This is a genomic window from Klebsiella sp. 2-CIP_Kleb., assembly GCF_050378715.1.
Lineage (GTDB): Bacteria > Pseudomonadota > Gammaproteobacteria > Enterobacterales > Enterobacteriaceae > Klebsiella > Klebsiella quasipneumoniae.
The window spans coordinates 436,684-454,381 of the sequence record NZ_JBNRLG010000001.1 but is presented as its reverse complement, the minus strand read 5'-3'; the positions used below and the strand labels follow the sequence as shown (position 1 = coordinate 454,381).

The following is a 17,698-nucleotide window of genomic DNA, read 5'->3' as shown; positions in this document are numbered from 1 at the left end:
ACACATCCGCCCTACATCTCCTTGCTGTAATGTCGTGGCTGCCACTCCCGGCAGCGACGACACAATGAGGAGAAGGCGATGTCGATATTAATTGCGTTTTTCGGCGGGATGTTAACCCTGCTGAGCCCCTGTACGCTGCCGGTGATCCCGCTGCTGTTCGCCAGCGTCCGGGGCCGCCGGGGGCAGCTGGCGATCATGCTGGCGGGAATGGCGCTGATGTTCGGCGCTGTCTCGTGGCTGGTGACGGTCGCCAGCGGCTGGGTGGTCAATCTGACTCTGGTTGGGCGCAGCCTGGCGCTGGCGTTCTTCGCCCTTGTCGGGCTGAGTCTGCTTTCGCAGCGCATCGCACAGCGGCTGACCTCACCGCTGGTGGCGCTGGGGAATCAGCTTAACGACGCCAGCTCACGCCAGCGCGGCTGGATCGGTTCGTTGCTGGCCGGGCTGGCGGTGGGGCTGCTGTGGGCGCCGTGCGCCGGGCCGGTACTGGGGGCGATACTGAGCCTGGGCTTTGTGCATCCGGGCCAGGCGACCACCGGTGGGTTGCTGCTGGCCTACGGCAGCGGCGGGGCGCTGATGTTATTCCTGCTCGGGTGGTGCGGCGCGACGTTGATTGCCCGTCTGCGTCGCGGGCTGGCGTTCGGCGAACGGCTGCGCCAGCTGGCGGGGGTGGCGATGCTGGCCTCGGTGGCGCTGATCGCCAGCGGCGGCGACCGCTATTTGCAAAGCGCGGGAGGGTGGAGTCAGGCGCTGGAGCAGCGGCTGGCCGCCCGTCTGCCGCAGCCGACGCAGAAAACGGTTCTGCAACCGATCGCTATGCCCAAGCCCAGCAGCGCCATGCCTTCGCTGGTGGGGGGCAGCGCATGGCTCAATAGCCCGGCGTTAACCCCGGAGCGTCTGAAGGGCAAAGTGGTGCTGGTGGATTTCTGGACCCGGGGGTGCATCAACTGCCAGCATACCCTGCCTTACGTGCGCGACTGGGCGAACAAATACCGCGCGGCCGGGCTGGTGGTGATTGGCGTCCATACCCCTGAATATCCCTGGGAGCGTTCGCTGCCGCTGCTGCGCCAGGCGGTGAAGGAGTGGCGAATAACCTACCCGGTGGTGGCGGATAATGAGTACAGCATCTGGAACGCCTTCGGCAATCAATACTGGCCGGCGCATTACATTTTCGACGCTCGCGGGCAGCTTCGCTATACCGCCTTCGGCGAAGGGGATTATGCCCGCCAGGAGCAGGTGATCCAGCAGCTGTTGCAGGAGAGCAAAGCCTGACCCGCGGCGCAGGCCTCTGGCGGATGGATCCCTCCAGGCCTTATACCTGATGCCGGGCGGCGCTGCGCTTGCCCGGCCTACGGGGTTACGGAGCCGCGTGTAGGCCCGGTAAGGCGCAGCCGCCACCGGGCATCGAAGCGGGAACGGCGCAAAATATCCATTGCCGGTGACTGCCGAACGGTTCCCTCTCCCTCCGGGAGAGGGCTAGGGTGAGGGAAATTTACGTGACACTGTCACCTTTCAACCCACTCCTGTAGGGCCTCGGTCATCAGTTTGCCGAGCAGCGCGACCGCGGCGGAATGGGGTTCCTGACGCGGGGTTTGTTGCAGACTGACGGCCAGACTGCCAGGGGATGGCAGCAGTCCGCCGGCGGGGCGCAGATTGCCGGGCATGCCGATGCGGGTGCGAACCGTCAGCCCCAGGCCAGCCTGCACCGCCGCCCAGATGCCGCTCAGGCTGTGGCTGACGAACACCACCTGCCAGGGGATCCCAGCGGCATCGAGACAGGCAATGGCGCGGGAACGCATCAGGCACGGGCTGTCGAACATCACCAGCGGCAGCGGCTCGCCGGACGCCAGCAGCGCGCGAACGTCAAAGTCAGGATGCGCAATCCACGCCAGCGAACAGCGGCCCAGCCGCGGACCCTGATCTTCGGTTTGCCACAGCAGCGCCAGATCCAGCGTCTCCTCCGCCAGCGCCTGGCGCAGCGGGCCATTGCGATCCACCCTCGCGACTATCCGCACCTGCGGATGGTGGCGGGTAAACTGCCCAAGGATCCCCGGCATCAGCGATTCGCCAAAATCTTCCTGCATGCCAAGGTGAATTTCGCCGGTGAGCCGCTCGCCCTGCAGCGCGCGCAGGGTTTCATCATTGAGCGCCAGCAGCCGTCTGGCGTAGCTCATTAACTTTTCGCCTTCCGCGGTCAGCGCCAGGTGCCGCCCCTGCTTAACCACCAGCGCGGCGCCGCACTGGCCCTCCAGCTTTTTAAGCTGGGCGCTGACGGCGGAGGTGGAGCGCGCCAGACGCTGCGCCGCCAGGGCGAAGCTGCCGCACTCCATGCCGGTCACAAAGCTGCGCAGGGCGTCGAGATCGAGGCCGGGTAAGCGTTTCTCCATTATCATCCTTATTACCGGGACGTTAGGTTCTGGCGATTGCCATTATCGGGACCATACTGTGGCATCGCGGCGGGCAGGCGTCAACGAACCTACGGCGAGAAGCGTAGAAGCGCGTCGGTAGCGCAGGCAGGCATAAAAAAGCCGATAAGAGAACTTATCGGCTTAGTGCAGGCTGGGCTGGCCGCTGAGCGGGGCGACAGGCGCCGCCTCGCTCAGGCAGATTATTGCGTTAGCAGCTCCTGAGCGGTGCGCTCTACCAGGCTCAGCAGGACCTTCACATCATCCAGCGTCACCACCGGGTTCAGCAGGGTCAGCTTCAGGCAGGTAACGCCGTTGTGCTCGGTCACGCCGACGTTAGCGCGGCCGGAAGCCAGCAGGGCGTCGCCGACGCGCTGGTTGAGCAGGGCAATTGCCGCCGCGTCGCTCTGCGCCATCTGCGCCGGACGGGAACGGAACAGCACGCTCGCCAGCTGCGGCTGCATCACCAGCTCCAGCGTCGGCTGAGACTTCACGTACTCCGCGACGTTTTTCGCCATGGTGACGCCGTGATCGATGATCGCCGCATACTGCTTCTGGCCCAGCGCTTCGAGGCCCATCCACAGCTTCAGCGCATCGAAGCGTCGGGTGGTCTGCAGCGATTTGGACACCAGGTTCGGCACGCCGTGTTCTTCATCGAACTCGGAGTTGAGATAGGCCGCCTGATAACGCATCAGCTCGTAATGGCGGGCATCCTTCAGCAGGAACGCGCCGCAGCTGATGGTCTGGAAGAACTGCTTGTGGAAGTCCAGGGTAACGGAATCCACCAGCTCCAGACCGTCAAGATAGTCGCGATACTGCTCAGACAGCAGCAGCGCGCCGCCCCATGCTGCGTCAACGTGCAGCCAGATCTGATGCTCCGCGGCGATACCGGCGATGTCGCGCAGCGGGTCGATAGCCCCCGCGTCGGTGGTCCCGGCGGTGGCGACGATCGCCATGATCTGCTCGCCGTTAGCCTGCGCTTGCGCAATCTTCGCCTGCAGATCGGCCACGTCCATCCGCGCGAATTCGTCGGTTTTCACCAGCGTGACCGAGCGGTAGCCGAGCCCCATCAGCGCCATGTTCTTCTGCACCGAGAAGTGGGCGTTTTCGGAGCACAGTACTTTGTACTTGCGGATATCCCCCGGCAGCCCATCCTGCTGGATGGAGTGTCCCTGACGGGCGAAGAAGGCGTCGCGCGCCAACATCAGCCCCATCAGGTTGCTCTGGGTGCCGCCGCTGGTGAAGACGCCGGCGTCGCCTGCCGGATAGCCGACCCGGGCGCGCAGCCACTCGATCAGCTTCATCTCAATGATGGTCGCCGACGGGCTCTGGTCCCAGGAGTCCATGCTCTGGTTGGTGGCGTTGATCAACACTTCCGCCGCCTGGCTAATCACCAGGCTCGGGCAGTGCAGGTGCGCCACGCACTGCGGGTGATGCACCGACAGACTGTCTTTCAGGAAGTACTCGATTGCACGGTCAATCGCCGCCTGGTTACCCAAACCCTGTTCGTTAAACTCAAGGGAGATACGCTCACGCAGTTCGTCAACGCTTTTCCCCTGATACATCTCAGGTTGCTTCAGCCACTGCACAACGGCCTGACTGGTCTGCTCGATAACCTGCTGATAGGCCTCAACGCTCTGCGCCGAACCAGCAAGAATCGGATTCAATGTGGACATGGTGGTCACTTACTCCACTCAGACCGGTTTTACGCCGGCGGCCAGCAGGGCCTGTTCAAATTTGTCGAGGAACACATCCAGTTCCGCGTTGCTGATCAGCAGGGACGGCAGCAGGCGCAGCACGCAGCCGTGACGGCCACCGCGCTCCAGAATCAGGCCCGCTTCAAAGCATTTCTTCTGCAGCAGGGCGGAGAGTTCGCCGTCAGCCGGGTAGCAACCCATGTGATCCTGCGCTTCGTTCGGCTTGACGATTTCGATACCGATCATCAGACCGAGACCGCGAACGTGGCCAATTACCGGGTAGCGTTTCTGCAGCTCCGCCAGTTTGCCTTTCAGCCACTCGCCCTGGGCGGCGACTTTGTCAGCAATCTTGTTGTCGCGCAGATGACGCAGGGTGGTCAGGCCGGTAGCCATCGCCAGCTGGTTGCCGCGGAAGGTGCCGGTGTGGTGACCCGGTTCCCAGGCGTCGAACTGCTTTTTAATGCCCAGCACCGCCAGCGGCAGACCGCCGCCAACCGCTTTCGACATCACGATGATGTCCGGCTGAATACCGGCGTGTTCGAAGGCGAAGAATTTACCGGTACGGGCAAAGCCAGCCTGCACTTCATCGACGATCAGCAGAATGCCGTGCTCTTCGGTCACTTTGCGGATGCGCTGCAGCCACTCGACCGGCGCCGGGTTCACGCCGCCTTCGCCCTGAACGGCTTCGAGGATAACCGCCGCCGGTTTACGGACGCCGCTCTCCACGTCGTTGATCAGGTTTTCGAAGTAGTAGGTTAGCGCTTTGACGCCGGCTTCGCCGCCGATGCCCAGCGGGCAGCGGTACAGGTGCGGGTAAGGCATAAACTGGACTTCCGGCATCATGCCGTTGACCGCCGCTTTCGGCGACAGGTTGCCGGTGACCGACAGTGCGCCGTGGGTCATCCCGTGATAGCCGCCGGAGAAGCTGATCACCGCGGAACGGCCGGTGTATTTTTTCGCCAGCTTCAGCGCCGCTTCCACGGCGTCAGCGCCGGAAGGACCGGTGAACTGCAGGCAATACTCTTTCCCTTCGCCCGGCAGGCAAGAGAGCAGGTATTCGGAGAAACGATCTTTTAACGGGGTAGTCAGATCGAGAGTATGTAACGGCAAGCCGCTGGTAATGACACTTTGGATGCTCTGCAATACATCAGGGTGGTTGTGGCCCAGAGCGAGAGTACCGGCGCCGGCGAGGCAGTCCAGGTACTGTTTGTTATCCGCATCCGTCAGCCACACGCCTTCAGCTTTAGTGATAGCCAGCGGTAACTTACGCGGGTAACTCCTGACATTCGATTCAAATTCGGCCTGACGGGCCAAAAAGGTTTCGTTGTTTGCGTCTAATAAATCAGCACGTAAAGTATCAATACGGACTTTATCCGTCATCATATCACTCCCACAACCAGCATTGCGGTTGAACGCTGGTTGAATAATTGGTGTAAGGAATTGAATTGGCATTCATAAAGCGCGCACAATATATGGCTTTTTAAATCCGCATTCAACGTTTTATTGATTGCGTTATTTTGACGCTATTCTTACCGGGGTAAAAATTAACATAACCTGCTGAATTATAATAAAACAATCCAAGGTAACGATAACCCTTTAAAGTGTAATTATTAGTGAGAAAGTCTCTATATTTTTATTGCCGCTGCGTTAAAGCGCTGACGGAAAGCCTTCCGTCAGCGATAGCAAGAGTCAATGCAGCTCAACCGCATAATTTGTTAAAGGTGTAACTTTTTTCACCAACTTATTGTTATATAAAAACTGTTCGTAAGTGTCATAGCGCGCTTTATCCAGCGCCGCCGGATCGGTGGCGAACAGCGGCACGGTTTGCAGCCACGCCTGATGGTTAAGCTCGGTCTTCAGCTCCGGGTGCGCGGCGGCGAACGCCTCCCAGCTCTCCTGCGGATGGGCGCGCAGGTAGCTGACCCCGGCCTGCAGGGCGGTGAGGAATTTACGGATCTTCGCCTCATGAATCGCGTCGCGGTGGGCGACAATCACCAGCTCGTCATAGGCCGGTACGCCATAATCCTCTACGTTCATCACTACCGGCGTTTTGCCCTGCAGCTTCAGCTCCTGCGCTTCTATATTACGATAGCCGCCGATGACCGCGTCCACCTGGCCCGCCAGCAGAGCGCTGGTCAGCTGAAAATTGACGTTGACCAGCTTGATACTGGCCGGATCGATCCCCGAATGCTGCGCCATGGTCGCCAGGGTGGCCTGCTCAATGCCGCTGACCGAGTAACCCACCTTCCTGCCTTGCAGATCCGCCGGGGTTTTGATCTGCTTATCGAGGGCGATCACCGTATTCAGCGGCGAGTTGATCAGGGTGCCAACGCGCACCAGCGGTAACCCTTCGTCAGCGAAGAAGTGCACCTGCGGCTGGTAGGTGATGGCCAGGTCTGCCTGACGGGCGGCCACCATACGGGGCGGCAGCGCCGGATCCGACGGAGGGACAATCTTGACGTCCAGACCCTGGGCCTTAAAGGCGCCGATCTGCTCGGCCACCATAATCGGCGCATGGTCGGGGTTAATATACCAGTCCAGCACCAGGGTGAGCGGTTCATTGGCCAGCGCGTGACCGCTGAGCAGCGCCGTCAGGGTTGCCCCGACGAAAAGCGACGTTTTCATCTGTTTTCCTTTATTACTTCATGATTATTCCGGCGACCAGTCGATCAGCCGGTGCAGCAGGGTGTCTACCGCCAGCCACAGGAAGAGGGTCAGCAGCACTAAAATAAACAGCGCGGCGAAGCAGATATCGGTTTGCAGCCGCGCGTTGGCATTGAGCATGACGTAGCCCAGTCCCTCGGCGGAGCCGACCCATTCGCCGATAATGGCGCCGATGGGGGCCACCGCCGCCGCCATGCGCAGGCCCGAGCCCAGCGCCGGCAGGGCGGCCATCAGGCGGACATGCCGTAGCTGAGCGCCAAAGGAGGCGTTCATGCTGCGCGCCAGATCGAGATAGTCGTGGTTGACCCGTCGCAAGCCGTCAAAGAAGGCGGAAGTGACGGGAAAGAAAATCACCAGCACCGCCATCGCCACTTTGGCGCTCATGCCAAACCCCAGCCACAGCACCAGCAGCGGGGCGAGGGCAAAGACCGGGATCGCCTGGCTGGTGAGCACCAGCGGCATCAGCCAGCGCTGCAGGCGCGGGGAGAGGATCATGCCCAGCGCCAGCGTGACGCCGAGCGCCACCCCCAGCGCCAGGCCGCTGAGGATCTCGCTGAGGGTAATCAGCGTGTGCCAGCCGAGATAGGCGCGATTGACCCACAGCGCCTCGGCGACCGCCGCCGGGGAGGGTAAAAGAAAGCGCGGAATGCCGCTGCGGCTGGCCAGCCCCCAGAGAAGCATCAGTCCGCAGAACACCATGGCGCCGCGCCAGAGACGTTCGCTCATGAGTGGGCCCTCATCAACTGCTGCAGCAGCGCCGCCTGGGCGTTCAACAGCTCGGGCGCGTCCGGCGCGCGCGGAGGCGCGCCGGTGAGGTGATGGCTGTCGTCGATCTCCCCGTCGGTGACCGAGAGGACCAGCAGACGGTGGCTCAGCCGGCAGGCTTCCAGCGGATCGTGGGTGATCAGCACCACCGTCCGCCCCGCCAGCAGAGTGGCCGCGAGGGTCTGAATGCGCGTGCGGGTGAGGGTGTCCAGCGCCGAGAAAGGCTCATCCATTAGCACGATGGGCCGGTCCTCATACAGGGTGCGGGCCAGCGCGGCGCGCTGACGCATCCCGCCGGAGAGCGTCGCCGGCCGGGCGTCGGCGCACGAGGCGAGCTCCACCTGTTCCAGCAGGGTGGCGACCCGGGCGTGATCCACTTTCTCACCGCGCAGCCGCGCGCCGAGGGCGACGTTCTCCCGAACGCTCAGCCAGGGATAAAGCAGATCTTTCTGCCCCATCCACGCCAGGCGGCCGGGTATCGGCTTGCCGTCGCTGGCGACCACTTCCCCGCAGGTGGCGGGGGCCAGGCCGGCCATGACCCGCAGCAGACTGGTTTTTCCGGCCCCGCTGGCGCCGAGCAGCGACACCCACTGGCCGCCGGGGACCGTCAGCGACAGATTGTCGAACAGGCGGCGGTCGCCGAAATGGAGGCTCAGATTGCGGACCTCGATACCTGGCGCCGTCACGCCCGGGACTCCACCGCGGCGTTGAGCCCCATCTGCCAGAACTGCGCCTCAAGGCGGGTGGCGGTGGTGAAGATGTCGCTCAGTTCAGTGATTCGGGACTCGCTTCCACGCTGTTGCCACACGGTCTCCAGCAGCGCCAGCGCGGCGCTGACGCCCTGCAGATAGCCTTCATCGCCGTAGTTGCGGATCCATGAGGCGTAAGGATTGTCGTCCAGTCGGGTGGTGGGGTGATGCAGCAGGCCCAGACCGATTTCGGCGTAACCCGCTACGCAGGGCATTAGAGCGACCAGCAGATCCAGCGCGTCGCCTGCATGGCCGATATCCAGCACGTAGCGGGTATAGTTGATGGTTTCCGGCGCTTCGGGCTGGGCGGCCATCTCCGGTTCGCTAATGCCCCACTGGGCACAGTAGCCGACGTGCAGCGGCACTTCGTTAAGAATGGCGTTCATGGAGGCGGCCGCGGCGCGCATCTCCGGCAGCGTGCGCAGTTTACTCACCAGCAGCGCGTAGCTGCGGGCGAAATGGATCAGAAACAGATAATCCTGGGTGAGATAGCGACGAAATGCGCTTTCAGCAAGGGTGCCTTCGGCGAGCTGCCGGACGAAAGGGTGCGCCACATAGTGCTGCCAGTCAGCGGCGGCCAGCTGGCGTAAACGGCCATAAAGACCTTGGCTAAACGCGGGAACAATCACAGGACCTCCAGTTGTGCAGGGGAGATCCGGGCGTGCAGGGGTGTGAACAGGCAATGGCGGTAATGCTGGCAAAATTGCCGACCCGTCCCTTCGCTGGCATGACCCAGATCAGGTTCAAAGGGTTCGGCTTGCGCCATCTCAGCCCTCACGGGACACCCCTCGGTAGCGCTATGTTATACGACATTCACCTTATGAATACAATCATCGCGCCGTCCGGCGGAGCGAAGGCGGCTTTCTGTGACGGCCAGCTCTTTTTTATCCAAAAATACCCAAAAAACAGGCCACTGCGCGTTGGTGAGGGTTCTCCGGTTACGTTATATTTTCCTTATTCCGTTGTAATAATCCTGTTCGCCACGCGTGTCGTGCGCGCCCCAACGCCCTGGAGTGAGCATGAAATTCCCGCTGTCCACGCTGGCGCTTCTGTTCCTGTTGTGCCCGCCTGGCGATGCCGCCGATCTCTTCGATGCGGAAGATGGCATGCTCGACATGAGTCAGTATCTGGCGGAAAACCGTTACGGTTTTCTGCCGGTGCCGCTGGCGATAACCGAGCCGGCCATCGGCTATGGTGGCGGACTGTTTGGCCTGTTTTTACACGGCAAAGGTAGCCGGGAGGGCGGGCAGTTTATTCCTCCGCCGCTCACCGCTTTTGGCGGGGCCGCCACGCAGAATGGCACCTGGTTTATTGGCGGCGGTCATCGTCACACCTGGCAGCATGATCGCATTCGTTACCTGGCGGGCGCCGGCTACGCTAACGTCAATCTGGATATCTATTCCGGCGACACCGGCGGCTTCAGCCATGCTAAACCGGTGCAGACGCAGACCAAAGGCGTCGCCGCGCTGCAAAAGCTGCTGTTTCGCCTGGGCGACACGCCGGTGTTCCTCGGGGCCTCCCAGGTGTATGCCCGGGCGGATGTCTCTACCGATAATCCACGGCTCAACCGGGTGTGGCAGCAGGTGCTCGGGCAAAACAGCACCTCTTCGGCGCTGGGGGTGGTGGCGGAATATGACACTACCGATAATATTTTCTATCCTCAGAGTGGGTTAGCGCTGAAGGGTGAATATCGGTTTTTCCGTTCGCTGCTCGGGGGCGATTATCACTACAACACTTTTTCGCTGGACGGAAAGGTGTTTATTCCGCTCAGCCAGACGCTGACCCTGGCGGTCGCGGGCAATTATCAGTCCTTAACCCACCATGATAAGCATCTGATGCCGATGGCGCGTCCTTATATCGCGTTGCGCGGGATTTCGCGCTACCGCTATCAGGGCGACTACGTGGCCACGGCGCAAACCCAGCTGGCCTGGGCGGTTACTCCGCGCTGGATCCTGCAGGGATTCGTTGGCGCCGGGAGCGCCGCTGACGCGGCGGATACGCTATGGGAAGAGTCAGAGGTGGCATGGGGGGCCGGTTTTCGATACCTGATCGCGCGACAGTACGGTTTACGTACCGGGATTGACATGGCGTTCAGCGAGCATGAACAGGCGGTCTATTTCAATGTCGGTTCGGGTTTATAACTACACATGAGAACAAAAATGAGATCATCCGGCGCGGTGTTAACGCTGCTGTTAGCGGCCTGGGGCACGTCGGCTGCGGAGCCGGACCAGAGCGACAGCTATTTTCCGATCTGGGGCGAGGAGGCTCGCGCCAGGGGATATTCCATTCCGTTACCTTACGGCGTCAACCTGAGCTATATGAATATCCGACAGGATATCATGGTCGACAGTATTACCTTTTCCGGGCTTAAGCTCGGCAACCATCCCATTCCCAGCGATATGTTCGCCATCGATGCCGGGCACACCCGCGAGAAGAGCAAAACCGAAAACCTGCGCCTTGATATGTGGGTCTTTCCGTTCCTCAACGTTTACGGACTGGTGGGGCATACCCGCGGGTCGTCCGTCTCCCAGGTCTCAGTGGATTCAGATCCGTCGCAGTTTCGCGGTCTGGACCGGGTCATCGCCGGCGCGGTTCATCAGCTTTATCAGAGCGGAAAGCTGCAGAATATTGATTTTACGCTTGATTTTAAAGGCACCACCTGGGGGACCGGCTTTACGCTCGCCGGCGGCTACGGCAACTGGTTTGGGTTGGTGGATACTAACTACACCCGCACCGACTTCGATATCCTCGACGGCAGCATTTCGGCGGTCGCCGTCTCGCCGCGCGTCGGCTACCGCTTCAGTTTTCAGGGGATCGAGGGGCCGTCCCATCTCAGCCTGTGGGTCGGCAGCATGTATCAGGACGTTCAGCAGGAGTTTAAGGGCGATCTCGCCGACCTGCACATGCCGCCAGAGCTGCAGCCCCTAATTGCCGCGGTCAATAAAGACGGCGAGGGCAAATTCGACGTTAAGCAAAAGCTGACCTCGCCGTGGAATATGCTGATTGGCGCCCAGTATGAAGTCACCAAAAACTTTAACGTGCTGACTGAATTCGGTTTTAACGACCGCAATAGCTTCTTTGTCTCCGGTGAATACCGCTTTTAACTAAACCTGCAGGCGCCGTCTGCCGGTAAGATGCGCGTTCTTTTGTTGCTGTGGAGAGGCTGTTGATGCGTAAAGCCTTATGGCTGTTATTCGCGCTGGCGCTGCCGGCGCTGGCGCAGGACCCGGTATTGCCCGCGGTGACGGCGATCCATCCGGTGCCCACCCTGGGCGAGCTGTCGCCGCCGGAATCGCTGCGGCCATGCTGCGCCTTTGGTTACGACCTGCACGTGCGGGCGGTGGGCATCCCCATCCCGGTGTACCAGATTGGTAACGTGCTGACTCTGGATTCTCTGGGCAAGCACCATTACAACGACAGCGCGCTCGGGGCGGTGAAAAATCTGCTGGGACTGAGCGAGGAGCAAAACGGGCTTATTTATACCCGTCGCGGCGGGTTTATCGATATTGCCCATGTGCGCGACACGGCGGATTACACCTTTTATCTGTTCAATCGCATTTCGCCGACGCTGGGCCAGGCGGGGCGCATATTCTACAGCGAAGAGCTGGGGGTGCGCCGCGTTCAGCTGAATGCCTTTACGCCGCCGCCGGGCGTCAGGCAGCGCTATCAGCTGGCGGCCTGGCTCGCCGGGCATCTGGCCTTCGAAATCGCCCAGTGGCATGAGATCGCCCAGTGGTATGGCTTCCAGTCGGTGCCGGGGTTTTCTGAGGAGATCTCCGCGTTTTCGCCGGAAGATCTCTATTCCAATTTACTGGGCGCCAGGCTGGCGATTAACGTCATCCTTAGCGGCCATGGCGGGTCAGTGGAAGCGTATAATCAGGCCATGGAGGCGGCGCTGAAAAAGGCGCTGACCCGGCTGATGGTGGCCACGCGAGGGGAGACGGAAGCGATGTTCCAGCGGATCGATGGCGACTGGTGGAACAGTCGCCGACGGGTGCCGGATAAGTTTCTGGTGCTGAAGCGTAATTACGACCTGCAGGAAAACCGGCTGCCGACGCCGGTCCCTTTCGAAACCATGCCGCCGTATCGCCTGACCATGCCGTCGCAGGTGGCGGGGTTCCGCTTGCGCGACCTCGGCGAGCTGCAGATCTACCCGGGGCACGATATGCAGGCTCTGCCGGCGCCCGAGCAATACTATGGCGCCGCAGCGTTTCAGGGGCTGGCCGATCGCGCCCGCGAGGCCGATAAAACCCAGCTGGCGCGCATTGAAAAGTAACGTGGAAGGCTCAGGGCGAGGCCCTGAGCCGGCGAGTTAGCGGAAGTCGACCCAGCAGGCGCCGTTGTCGGCCGAGCGCACGCAGTTTTCCACCCAGCGGACGCCGAACGCCCCGGCGCGGGCGTCCGGATACCAGAAGTCGGCCAGCAGCGCTTCGTCGCGCCGGTCCGCGGCGTCCATAGCGATGGCGAAGCGGCGATAGAGATTCGACCAGGCCTCGAACAGCCCCTCCGGGTGACCACCGCCGATGCGATCATCCTGACGCGCCAGCGGATCAAGATAGTCCATGCCTCGCTCCAGAATGCGCGCTGGCTCGCCCTGCACCTCGTAACGCAGCTGGTTGGGCTGTTCATCCCACCATTCGAGACTGGCCTTTTCTCCCACGATGCGCACCTTTTGCCCGTGCATGGAGCCGCAGTTAACGGCGGAGCTCCACAGCGAGCCGATGGCACCGTTGTCATACTCCATCAGCACCTGCGCGTTATCCTCCAGCGGCGCGCGGCTTTTGACGAAGCTTTGTCTGGCGCACATCAGCCGGGCGATCTTCAGCTGCGGGGCCATGGTTTCGACCAGAAACAGCGGGTGGGTGGCTAAATCCCCCAGCACATAGCTGGGGCCGACGAAGCGGGGATCGACCCGCCAGCGGGTACTGGCGTTTTCCTGCTCCACCGGCTGGGCGTGGAAGCCATGAGCAAACTGCATATTGACGATACGGATGTCGCCCAGCAGTCCGTCGGCGATCATCTGCCGGGCCTGGAGGATAAGCTGATGACCGGCATAGCCGTAGGTCACGCCGATGATTTTGTGCTGCCGCTGGCTGAGGGCCACCAGGTCGTCCGCCTCTTCGCTGCTGAAGCACAGCGGCTTTTCGCACACCACGTGCAGCCCGGCCTCCAGCGCCGCCCGGCAGATGGCATAATGGGTGTTATTCGGCGTGGCAATCGACACGGCCTGAATACCGTCCGGGCGGGCAGCCTCGCCGCGAAACAGACTCTGGTAGTCGGCGTAACAGCGATCGGGATCCACCCCCAGCTGTTGGCCGAACTGGCGCCCGCGTTCGGCATCAATATCAAAGGCGCCTGCCAGCAGCGCAAAGGTGTTATCGCGCAGGGCGGCAGAGCGGTGAATATAGCCGATCTGGCTGCCGCCGCCGCCGCCGACCATGCCCCAGCGCAGGGTGCGATCGAGAGGTCTTAAACCGTTAATCATGGGGTGTCTCCTGTCAGAATCCAACGTCGCGCAGATAGCGCAGGCTCTCCGTGACCGCCTGCAGGCTGCCTGCGGCATGGCGCGGATCACGCTCTTGTTCAATGGTTATCCAGCCCTGATAGCCGCGACGGGCAAGGAAATCGTTAATGGCCGGGTAGTCAATGGCGCCGCTGCCGAGCGGGCACATCACCCCTTCGGCGCAGGCGGTGAAAAAGTCGATGCCTTCGGCGATGGCGCGCTGGTAAACCTGCGGATCCACATCCTTGAAGTGCAGATAGTCGAGTCGCGCGTAATAGCGATCCAGCCAGGTGAGCGGATCCATTCCGGCGTAGTAGAGATGCCCGGTGTCCAGACACAACCCCGCCACGTCGTGCGGGATATCGTTGGCCAGCCGCTCGATTTCATCGGCAAATTCGATGCAGCCCCCGGCGTGGGGATGAATAACCGCCCGCACACCGTACTCCCGCCAGGCGAGGGTGCTGAGGGCGGTAATGTGCGCCATCATCCGCTGCCAGTCCTGGTCATTGAGGCGCGGAGCCAGCGCGCTGCGTCCGGCAAATCGCGCCCGCTCGGGGTTGCCGAAGTCGATAATCACCAGATAGGGCGGCTGGAAAGGGTGCCCCGGGATAGGTTCGGCGGCCGGAACCTGAGACAGATTGCGGCATATTTGATGGGTCAGCGCCTCCAGAGTGGGGTAATGGGCCTCGCTCACCAGATCGTCAAAGATCGTCCCGGCGACCAGCGACAGCTGATGCTGGTCCAGCGCCGCGCGCAGGCTGGACGGGTCGGTGGGCAGGTAGCCCCACGGGCCGAGCTCGATGCTGCGATACCCGGCCTGCGCCGCCTCCTTCAGCACGGTAGCCCAGGCGGGAAGGTCAGGGTTTTTCGGGTCATCCACACCCCAGCTGCAGGGGGCGTTGGCGATAGGATGTGTCATGTCGGCTTCCTTTTTTCACAGGGGATGCCGCAGAGTATTGAATGAAAATTTCATAGCCAACAATATTGGAATGATGATTTTATGATGGCCATCATGATTTATATTGAGGTTGTTTTTGATAGTTATTTATCAAAATGAGGCGAGGCGTGGTTCAGGCGTGAGGCAGCCCCGTTGGCGACGGGGCGAGCGTTTACATATTTTCTTTGGTGATGATATCGAAAGGCTGAGGGTGCGAAATCACGTCGCTGGGCGGCCGCGAAACGGCTTCCGTCATGGCGCGCAGGGTGGCGGCGGCCAGGTCATCCAGCCGGTGGTTGAGAATGACATCGATGGTGCCGTCGATCAGCGCCAGTTCACTGCCGCTTAGCGGGCCATGGCAGACCAGGGTGACGGCCTGCTGGCGGCCGCTGTCGCGCAGCGCCCCGACAATTCCTTCGACGCCGCCGCAGGGAGCATAGATCGCCTGCAGGGCCGGGTACTGGCTGAGCAGCTTTTCCGTTACGCTTCTGGCGACATCCGCCCGTTCGTGGCTGCGAACCGGCTCGAGGATCTGCTGCCCTTTACCCTGCTCACGCAGGCAGGAGCGGAAGCTGATCTCACAGCTTTCCTGACAGGTAAAACGATTATCGCCAATGATAATGGCTATTTCGCCTTCGCCACGGCATAAGCGGTCGATAAACCAGGCGGCGGTGCGCCCGGCTTTTTGGTTATCGAGGCCGATATAGCCGCTGCGCTGGGGAACCGACAGATCTGAAAGTAGAGTGAATACGCGAACGCCGCGGGCGGCGGCCCGGCCCACCGCATGGCGAATCAGCGGGTGATCCAGCGCCACCAGGCCGAGCACCTCCACCTCATCGCTGAGCCGGTGAATGGCCTGGGCCATTGCTTCCACCGCATCAATGGCAAAATGCAGGATCGCCGGTGTCTCGCCTGCCGGTAGCCACGGCGCGGCCTCTCTTGCCAGCGCCCTTGCCAGCGGCAGGTAGAAGGAGTGGGTCTCCTGCAGCAGAATAAAGCCCATTCTGACGGTAACCGGCGCTTTGCCGGCGGCCAGGCGATAGCGCGGCTGTTCGAGCGTAAACCCCAGCCGCCGGGCGGCCTCCAGCACGCGGTACGCGGTCGATTCCTTCACCGCCGCGCGCTTGTTGAGTACCCGGTCGACGGTGGCCACGCCGACGTTAGCTTCACGCGCAATGTCGGAAAGCGTGATTTTGCTGGTGGATTTTTTCACTGTGATGACCATTAAAAATGAGCGTTATGATAGAAACTATCACGGTAACCCTGCGCAGAACAGCGACAATCTGCGTGCCACAGGACAAGCCTGCGCTCCTGCCGCGTAAAGTGTGACGGGTATACACAGTCTGTGATCAAAAGCGACTACCTGTTCTGGCATTGCTGCTATGCTATTGAAATAAAATTAATAATAAAGGCAGTGTCGTCTTTGTCGGTTAAACCGTGCGCAAAGTCGCTCCGGATGGGCGTCGCTGGGCCTGTAACCGACTATACTTGCCGCGCACGCGCGTAATGACGTTTACTCGATGACTTTTTGCTATCACTTTGTGCCAGCGTCAGGGCTGCACTGAATAATGTGCCGTTCCGCGCCGGGAGTGGGTCGGTTTGGGGCCTGTATGTTATTAAAAGAGCTGGCTGTTTTTGATGTATTAAGCACGCCGATCTGGGTAGTCCATCCTTTTACAGAGTGTGTGGTCTATGCCAATCAGGCTTCCCGGACGCTGAGCGGCGATATGTCGCTGAAGGAGATGCGCAACGGTATCTATTCCACCTGCCCGGAAACGCAGCTGCAGCATTATCTGCGCTATCTCGACGCGATGACTGAGATATTTGAAGTCTGGACGCTGCAGACCGCCAAAGGGTTGCAGTCGGTATATTGTAAAACTACCCTGGTCGAGACCGAGGACTGCGGCCCCTTACTGTTATTTGAAGCGGTGAAGCTGCTCGCGCAAAATCAGTCGATTCATACCGGCTCCCGCCGCTACCAGCGGCGTAACAATGGTTTTTTTGCCCGTTTTTTTATGACCAATACCGCGCCAATGCTGTTGATCGATCCTCAGAAAGAGGGCCTGATTGTCGATGCCAATATTGCCGCACTGCGCTTTTATCATTATTCCGATGAGGAAATGCGCAATAAACATACCTGGCAAATTAATACCCTGGGCCGGGATGTGATCCCTATTATGAATAACATTGCCAATATGCCCGGCGGGCATAAGCCGCTTAATTTTACTCATATTCTGGCTGACGGCTCGCTGCGCCATGTTCAAACCTATGCCGGGCCGGTGGTGCTATATAATATTCGGCTGATGTTATGCATCATTCACGATATCACCGAAGAAGTGCTTCTGAAAAAAGAGCTGGAATTTTCCGCCGCCCACGATCCCTTAACCGGACTGCTCAATCGCCGCGAATTTTACCGGCTCGTCGATGCGCCGTCGTTTATCGGCCATGGCTTTTGTCTGCTGTTAATCGATATCGATCATTTCAAAAGTATTAATGATATTCACGGTCATCAAAAAGGCGATGAAGTCCTGTTGGTGATCTCCCGCATTCTGGAAACCTCGGTGGACCGCGAAGATAAGATATATCGCTGGGGAGGCGAGGAGTTTCTGCTCTTTTTGCCTCATTCGCCGATCGCCCGCGCGCTGATGGTGGCGGAGGCTATCCGTCAGGCGATCAGCGAATATCAGACGCTGTCGGTCACCGTCAGCATTGGCGTTGCCGAGCATCATGATGGCGAAGCGATTGATCAGCTGTTTTACCGCGTCGATAAAGCGCTGTATGCGGCGAAAAATGACGGGCGCAACCGGGTAACGCGCTTGCCGTCGGAAAACGTAGCGGCCCATTCCGGGCGGTCAGAATAGAGGTGGCGCTATTTATCGCCGTCTGATGCGCAGGCAGACTCGCCGGCTATACTCAGGGGAGTCCTGCCTGCTGATTTGGGCGGTAATCTTGTTTGCCTGCGGCTGAGGTGGCATGCGACT

At 60.7% G+C, this 17,698-nt stretch carries 15 protein-coding genes and 1 riboswitch; of the genes, 5 read left to right on the top strand and 10 right to left on the bottom strand.

Annotation, left to right across the window (positions count from 1 at the left end):
- Positions 1–78: 78 nt before the first annotated feature.
- Positions 79–1,269, top strand: coding sequence for a cytochrome c biogenesis protein/redoxin (locus tag ACQUTP_RS02235; protein ID WP_285755956.1), 1,191 nt, complete (start codon positions 79–81; stop codon positions 1,267–1,269).
- Between the two features lie 233 nt (positions 1,270–1,502).
- Here the strand turns inward: ACQUTP_RS02235 and ACQUTP_RS02230 are convergent, their stop codons facing one another.
- The 7 genes from ACQUTP_RS02230 to ACQUTP_RS02200 all read right to left on the bottom strand — a co-directional run bounded on the left by ACQUTP_RS02230 (position 1,503) and on the right by ACQUTP_RS02200 (position 8,906).
- Complete coding sequence (locus ACQUTP_RS02230) at positions 1,503–2,396, bottom strand: LysR substrate-binding domain-containing protein (protein ID WP_285756087.1); 894 nt, start codon at positions 2,394–2,396, stop codon at positions 1,503–1,505.
- Positions 2,397–2,605: 209 nt separating this feature from the next.
- On the bottom strand, positions 2,606–4,087 hold the full coding sequence (locus ACQUTP_RS02225; RefSeq protein ID WP_074470656.1) for a pyridoxal phosphate-dependent decarboxylase family protein: 1,482 nt from the start codon (positions 4,085–4,087) through the stop codon (positions 2,606–2,608).
- A gap of 9 nt (positions 4,088–4,096) precedes the next feature.
- Positions 4,097–5,482 (bottom strand): diaminobutyrate--2-oxoglutarate transaminase, encoded by a 1,386-nt coding sequence (locus ACQUTP_RS02220; RefSeq protein WP_004202575.1) that lies wholly within the window; start codon positions 5,480–5,482, stop codon positions 4,097–4,099.
- Between the two features lie 306 nt (positions 5,483–5,788).
- Positions 5,789–6,724, bottom strand: a complete 936-nt coding sequence (locus ACQUTP_RS02215) for an ABC transporter substrate-binding protein (protein WP_306738499.1) — start codon at positions 6,722–6,724, stop codon at positions 5,789–5,791.
- 24 nt (positions 6,725–6,748) lie between these two features.
- The gene (locus tag ACQUTP_RS02210) at positions 6,749–7,489 is read right to left on the bottom strand and encodes an ABC transporter permease (RefSeq protein WP_053810354.1); all 741 of its coding nucleotides are present in this window, start codon (positions 7,487–7,489) and stop codon (positions 6,749–6,751) included.
- Positions 7,486–8,214, bottom strand: a complete 729-nt coding sequence (locus ACQUTP_RS02205) for an ABC transporter ATP-binding protein (protein ID WP_428902340.1) — start codon at positions 8,212–8,214, stop codon at positions 7,486–7,488. Before ACQUTP_RS02205 ends, ACQUTP_RS02210 begins: the two co-directional genes overlap by 4 nt.
- A complete protein-coding gene (locus ACQUTP_RS02200; protein WP_080846736.1) occupies positions 8,211–8,906 on the bottom strand; it encodes a TenA family protein in 696 nt (231 codons plus the stop codon). Before ACQUTP_RS02200 ends, ACQUTP_RS02205 begins: the two co-directional genes overlap by 4 nt.
- Before the next feature lie 68 nt (positions 8,907–8,974).
- Positions 8,975–9,076, bottom strand: a riboswitch (TPP riboswitch).
- Between the two features lie 220 nt (positions 9,077–9,296).
- On the opposite strand from ACQUTP_RS02200, the gene ACQUTP_RS02195 reads away from it, so the two are divergent.
- The 3 genes from ACQUTP_RS02195 (at position 9,297) to ACQUTP_RS02185 (ending at position 12,553) form a co-directional block, all read left to right on the top strand.
- Positions 9,297–10,418 carry a BamA/TamA family outer membrane protein gene (locus ACQUTP_RS02195; protein WP_048324287.1) on the top strand — a complete coding sequence of 374 codons (1,122 nt, stop codon included), beginning with the start codon at positions 9,297–9,299 and terminating at the stop codon, positions 10,416–10,418.
- Between the two features lie 18 nt (positions 10,419–10,436).
- Positions 10,437–11,381, top strand: coding sequence for a hypothetical protein (locus ACQUTP_RS02190; protein ID WP_428902339.1), 945 nt, complete (start codon positions 10,437–10,439; stop codon positions 11,379–11,381).
- 65 nt (positions 11,382–11,446) lie between these two features.
- Positions 11,447–12,553 (top strand): DUF4056 domain-containing protein, encoded by a 1,107-nt coding sequence (locus tag ACQUTP_RS02185; protein WP_004202562.1) that lies wholly within the window; start codon positions 11,447–11,449, stop codon positions 12,551–12,553.
- A 36-nt stretch (positions 12,554–12,589) separates the two neighbouring features.
- On the opposite strand, the gene ACQUTP_RS02180 is transcribed toward ACQUTP_RS02185, so the two are convergent.
- The 3 genes from ACQUTP_RS02180 to ACQUTP_RS02170 all read right to left on the bottom strand — a co-directional run bounded on the left by ACQUTP_RS02180 (position 12,590) and on the right by ACQUTP_RS02170 (position 15,930).
- A complete protein-coding gene (locus ACQUTP_RS02180) occupies positions 12,590–13,762 on the bottom strand; it encodes a Gfo/Idh/MocA family protein (RefSeq protein WP_043519608.1) in 1,173 nt (390 codons plus the stop codon).
- A gap of 13 nt (positions 13,763–13,775) precedes the next feature.
- Entirely contained in the window at positions 13,776–14,699 is a 924-nt protein-coding gene (locus tag ACQUTP_RS02175) for a TIM barrel protein (protein WP_049003889.1), read from the bottom strand.
- A gap of 190 nt (positions 14,700–14,889) precedes the next feature.
- Complete coding sequence (locus ACQUTP_RS02170; RefSeq protein WP_285755966.1) at positions 14,890–15,930, bottom strand: LacI family DNA-binding transcriptional regulator; 1,041 nt, start codon at positions 15,928–15,930, stop codon at positions 14,890–14,892.
- 397 nt (positions 15,931–16,327) lie between these two features.
- Here ACQUTP_RS02170 and ACQUTP_RS02165 point away from each other — a divergent pair, with 397 nt between their 5' ends.
- Complete coding sequence (locus tag ACQUTP_RS02165) at positions 16,328–17,578, top strand: sensor domain-containing diguanylate cyclase (protein ID WP_285755968.1); 1,251 nt, start codon at positions 16,328–16,330, stop codon at positions 17,576–17,578.
- Positions 17,579–17,698: the final 120 nt, after the last annotated feature.

What these genes read in the sequence shown, in the direction of transcription:
- ACQUTP_RS02165 (WP_285755968.1), top strand. Translation starts at nt 16,328, where the DNA reads ATGTTATTAAAAGAGCTGGCTGTTTTTGATGTATTAAGCACGCCGATC.
- ACQUTP_RS02190 (WP_428902339.1), top strand. Translation starts at nt 10,437, where the DNA reads ATGAGATCATCCGGCGCGGTGTTAACGCTGCTGTTAGCGGCCTGGGGC.
- ACQUTP_RS02180 (WP_043519608.1), bottom strand. Translation starts at nt 13,762, where the DNA reads ATGATTAACGGTTTAAGACCTCTCGATCGCACCCTGCGCTGGGGCATG.
- ACQUTP_RS02210 (WP_053810354.1), bottom strand. Translation starts at nt 7,489, where the DNA reads ATGAGCGAACGTCTCTGGCGCGGCGCCATGGTGTTCTGCGGACTGATG.
- ACQUTP_RS02220 (WP_004202575.1), bottom strand. Translation starts at nt 5,482, where the DNA reads ATGATGACGGATAAAGTCCGTATTGATACTTTACGTGCTGATTTATTA.
- ACQUTP_RS02195 (WP_048324287.1), top strand. Translation starts at nt 9,297, where the DNA reads ATGAAATTCCCGCTGTCCACGCTGGCGCTTCTGTTCCTGTTGTGCCCG.
- ACQUTP_RS02215 (WP_306738499.1), bottom strand. Translation starts at nt 6,724, where the DNA reads ATGAAAACGTCGCTTTTCGTCGGGGCAACCCTGACGGCGCTGCTCAGC.
- ACQUTP_RS02175 (WP_049003889.1), bottom strand. Translation starts at nt 14,699, where the DNA reads ATGACACATCCTATCGCCAACGCCCCCTGCAGCTGGGGTGTGGATGAC.
- ACQUTP_RS02185 (WP_004202562.1), top strand. Translation starts at nt 11,447, where the DNA reads ATGCGTAAAGCCTTATGGCTGTTATTCGCGCTGGCGCTGCCGGCGCTG.
- ACQUTP_RS02235 (WP_285755956.1), top strand. Translation starts at nt 79, where the DNA reads ATGTCGATATTAATTGCGTTTTTCGGCGGGATGTTAACCCTGCTGAGC.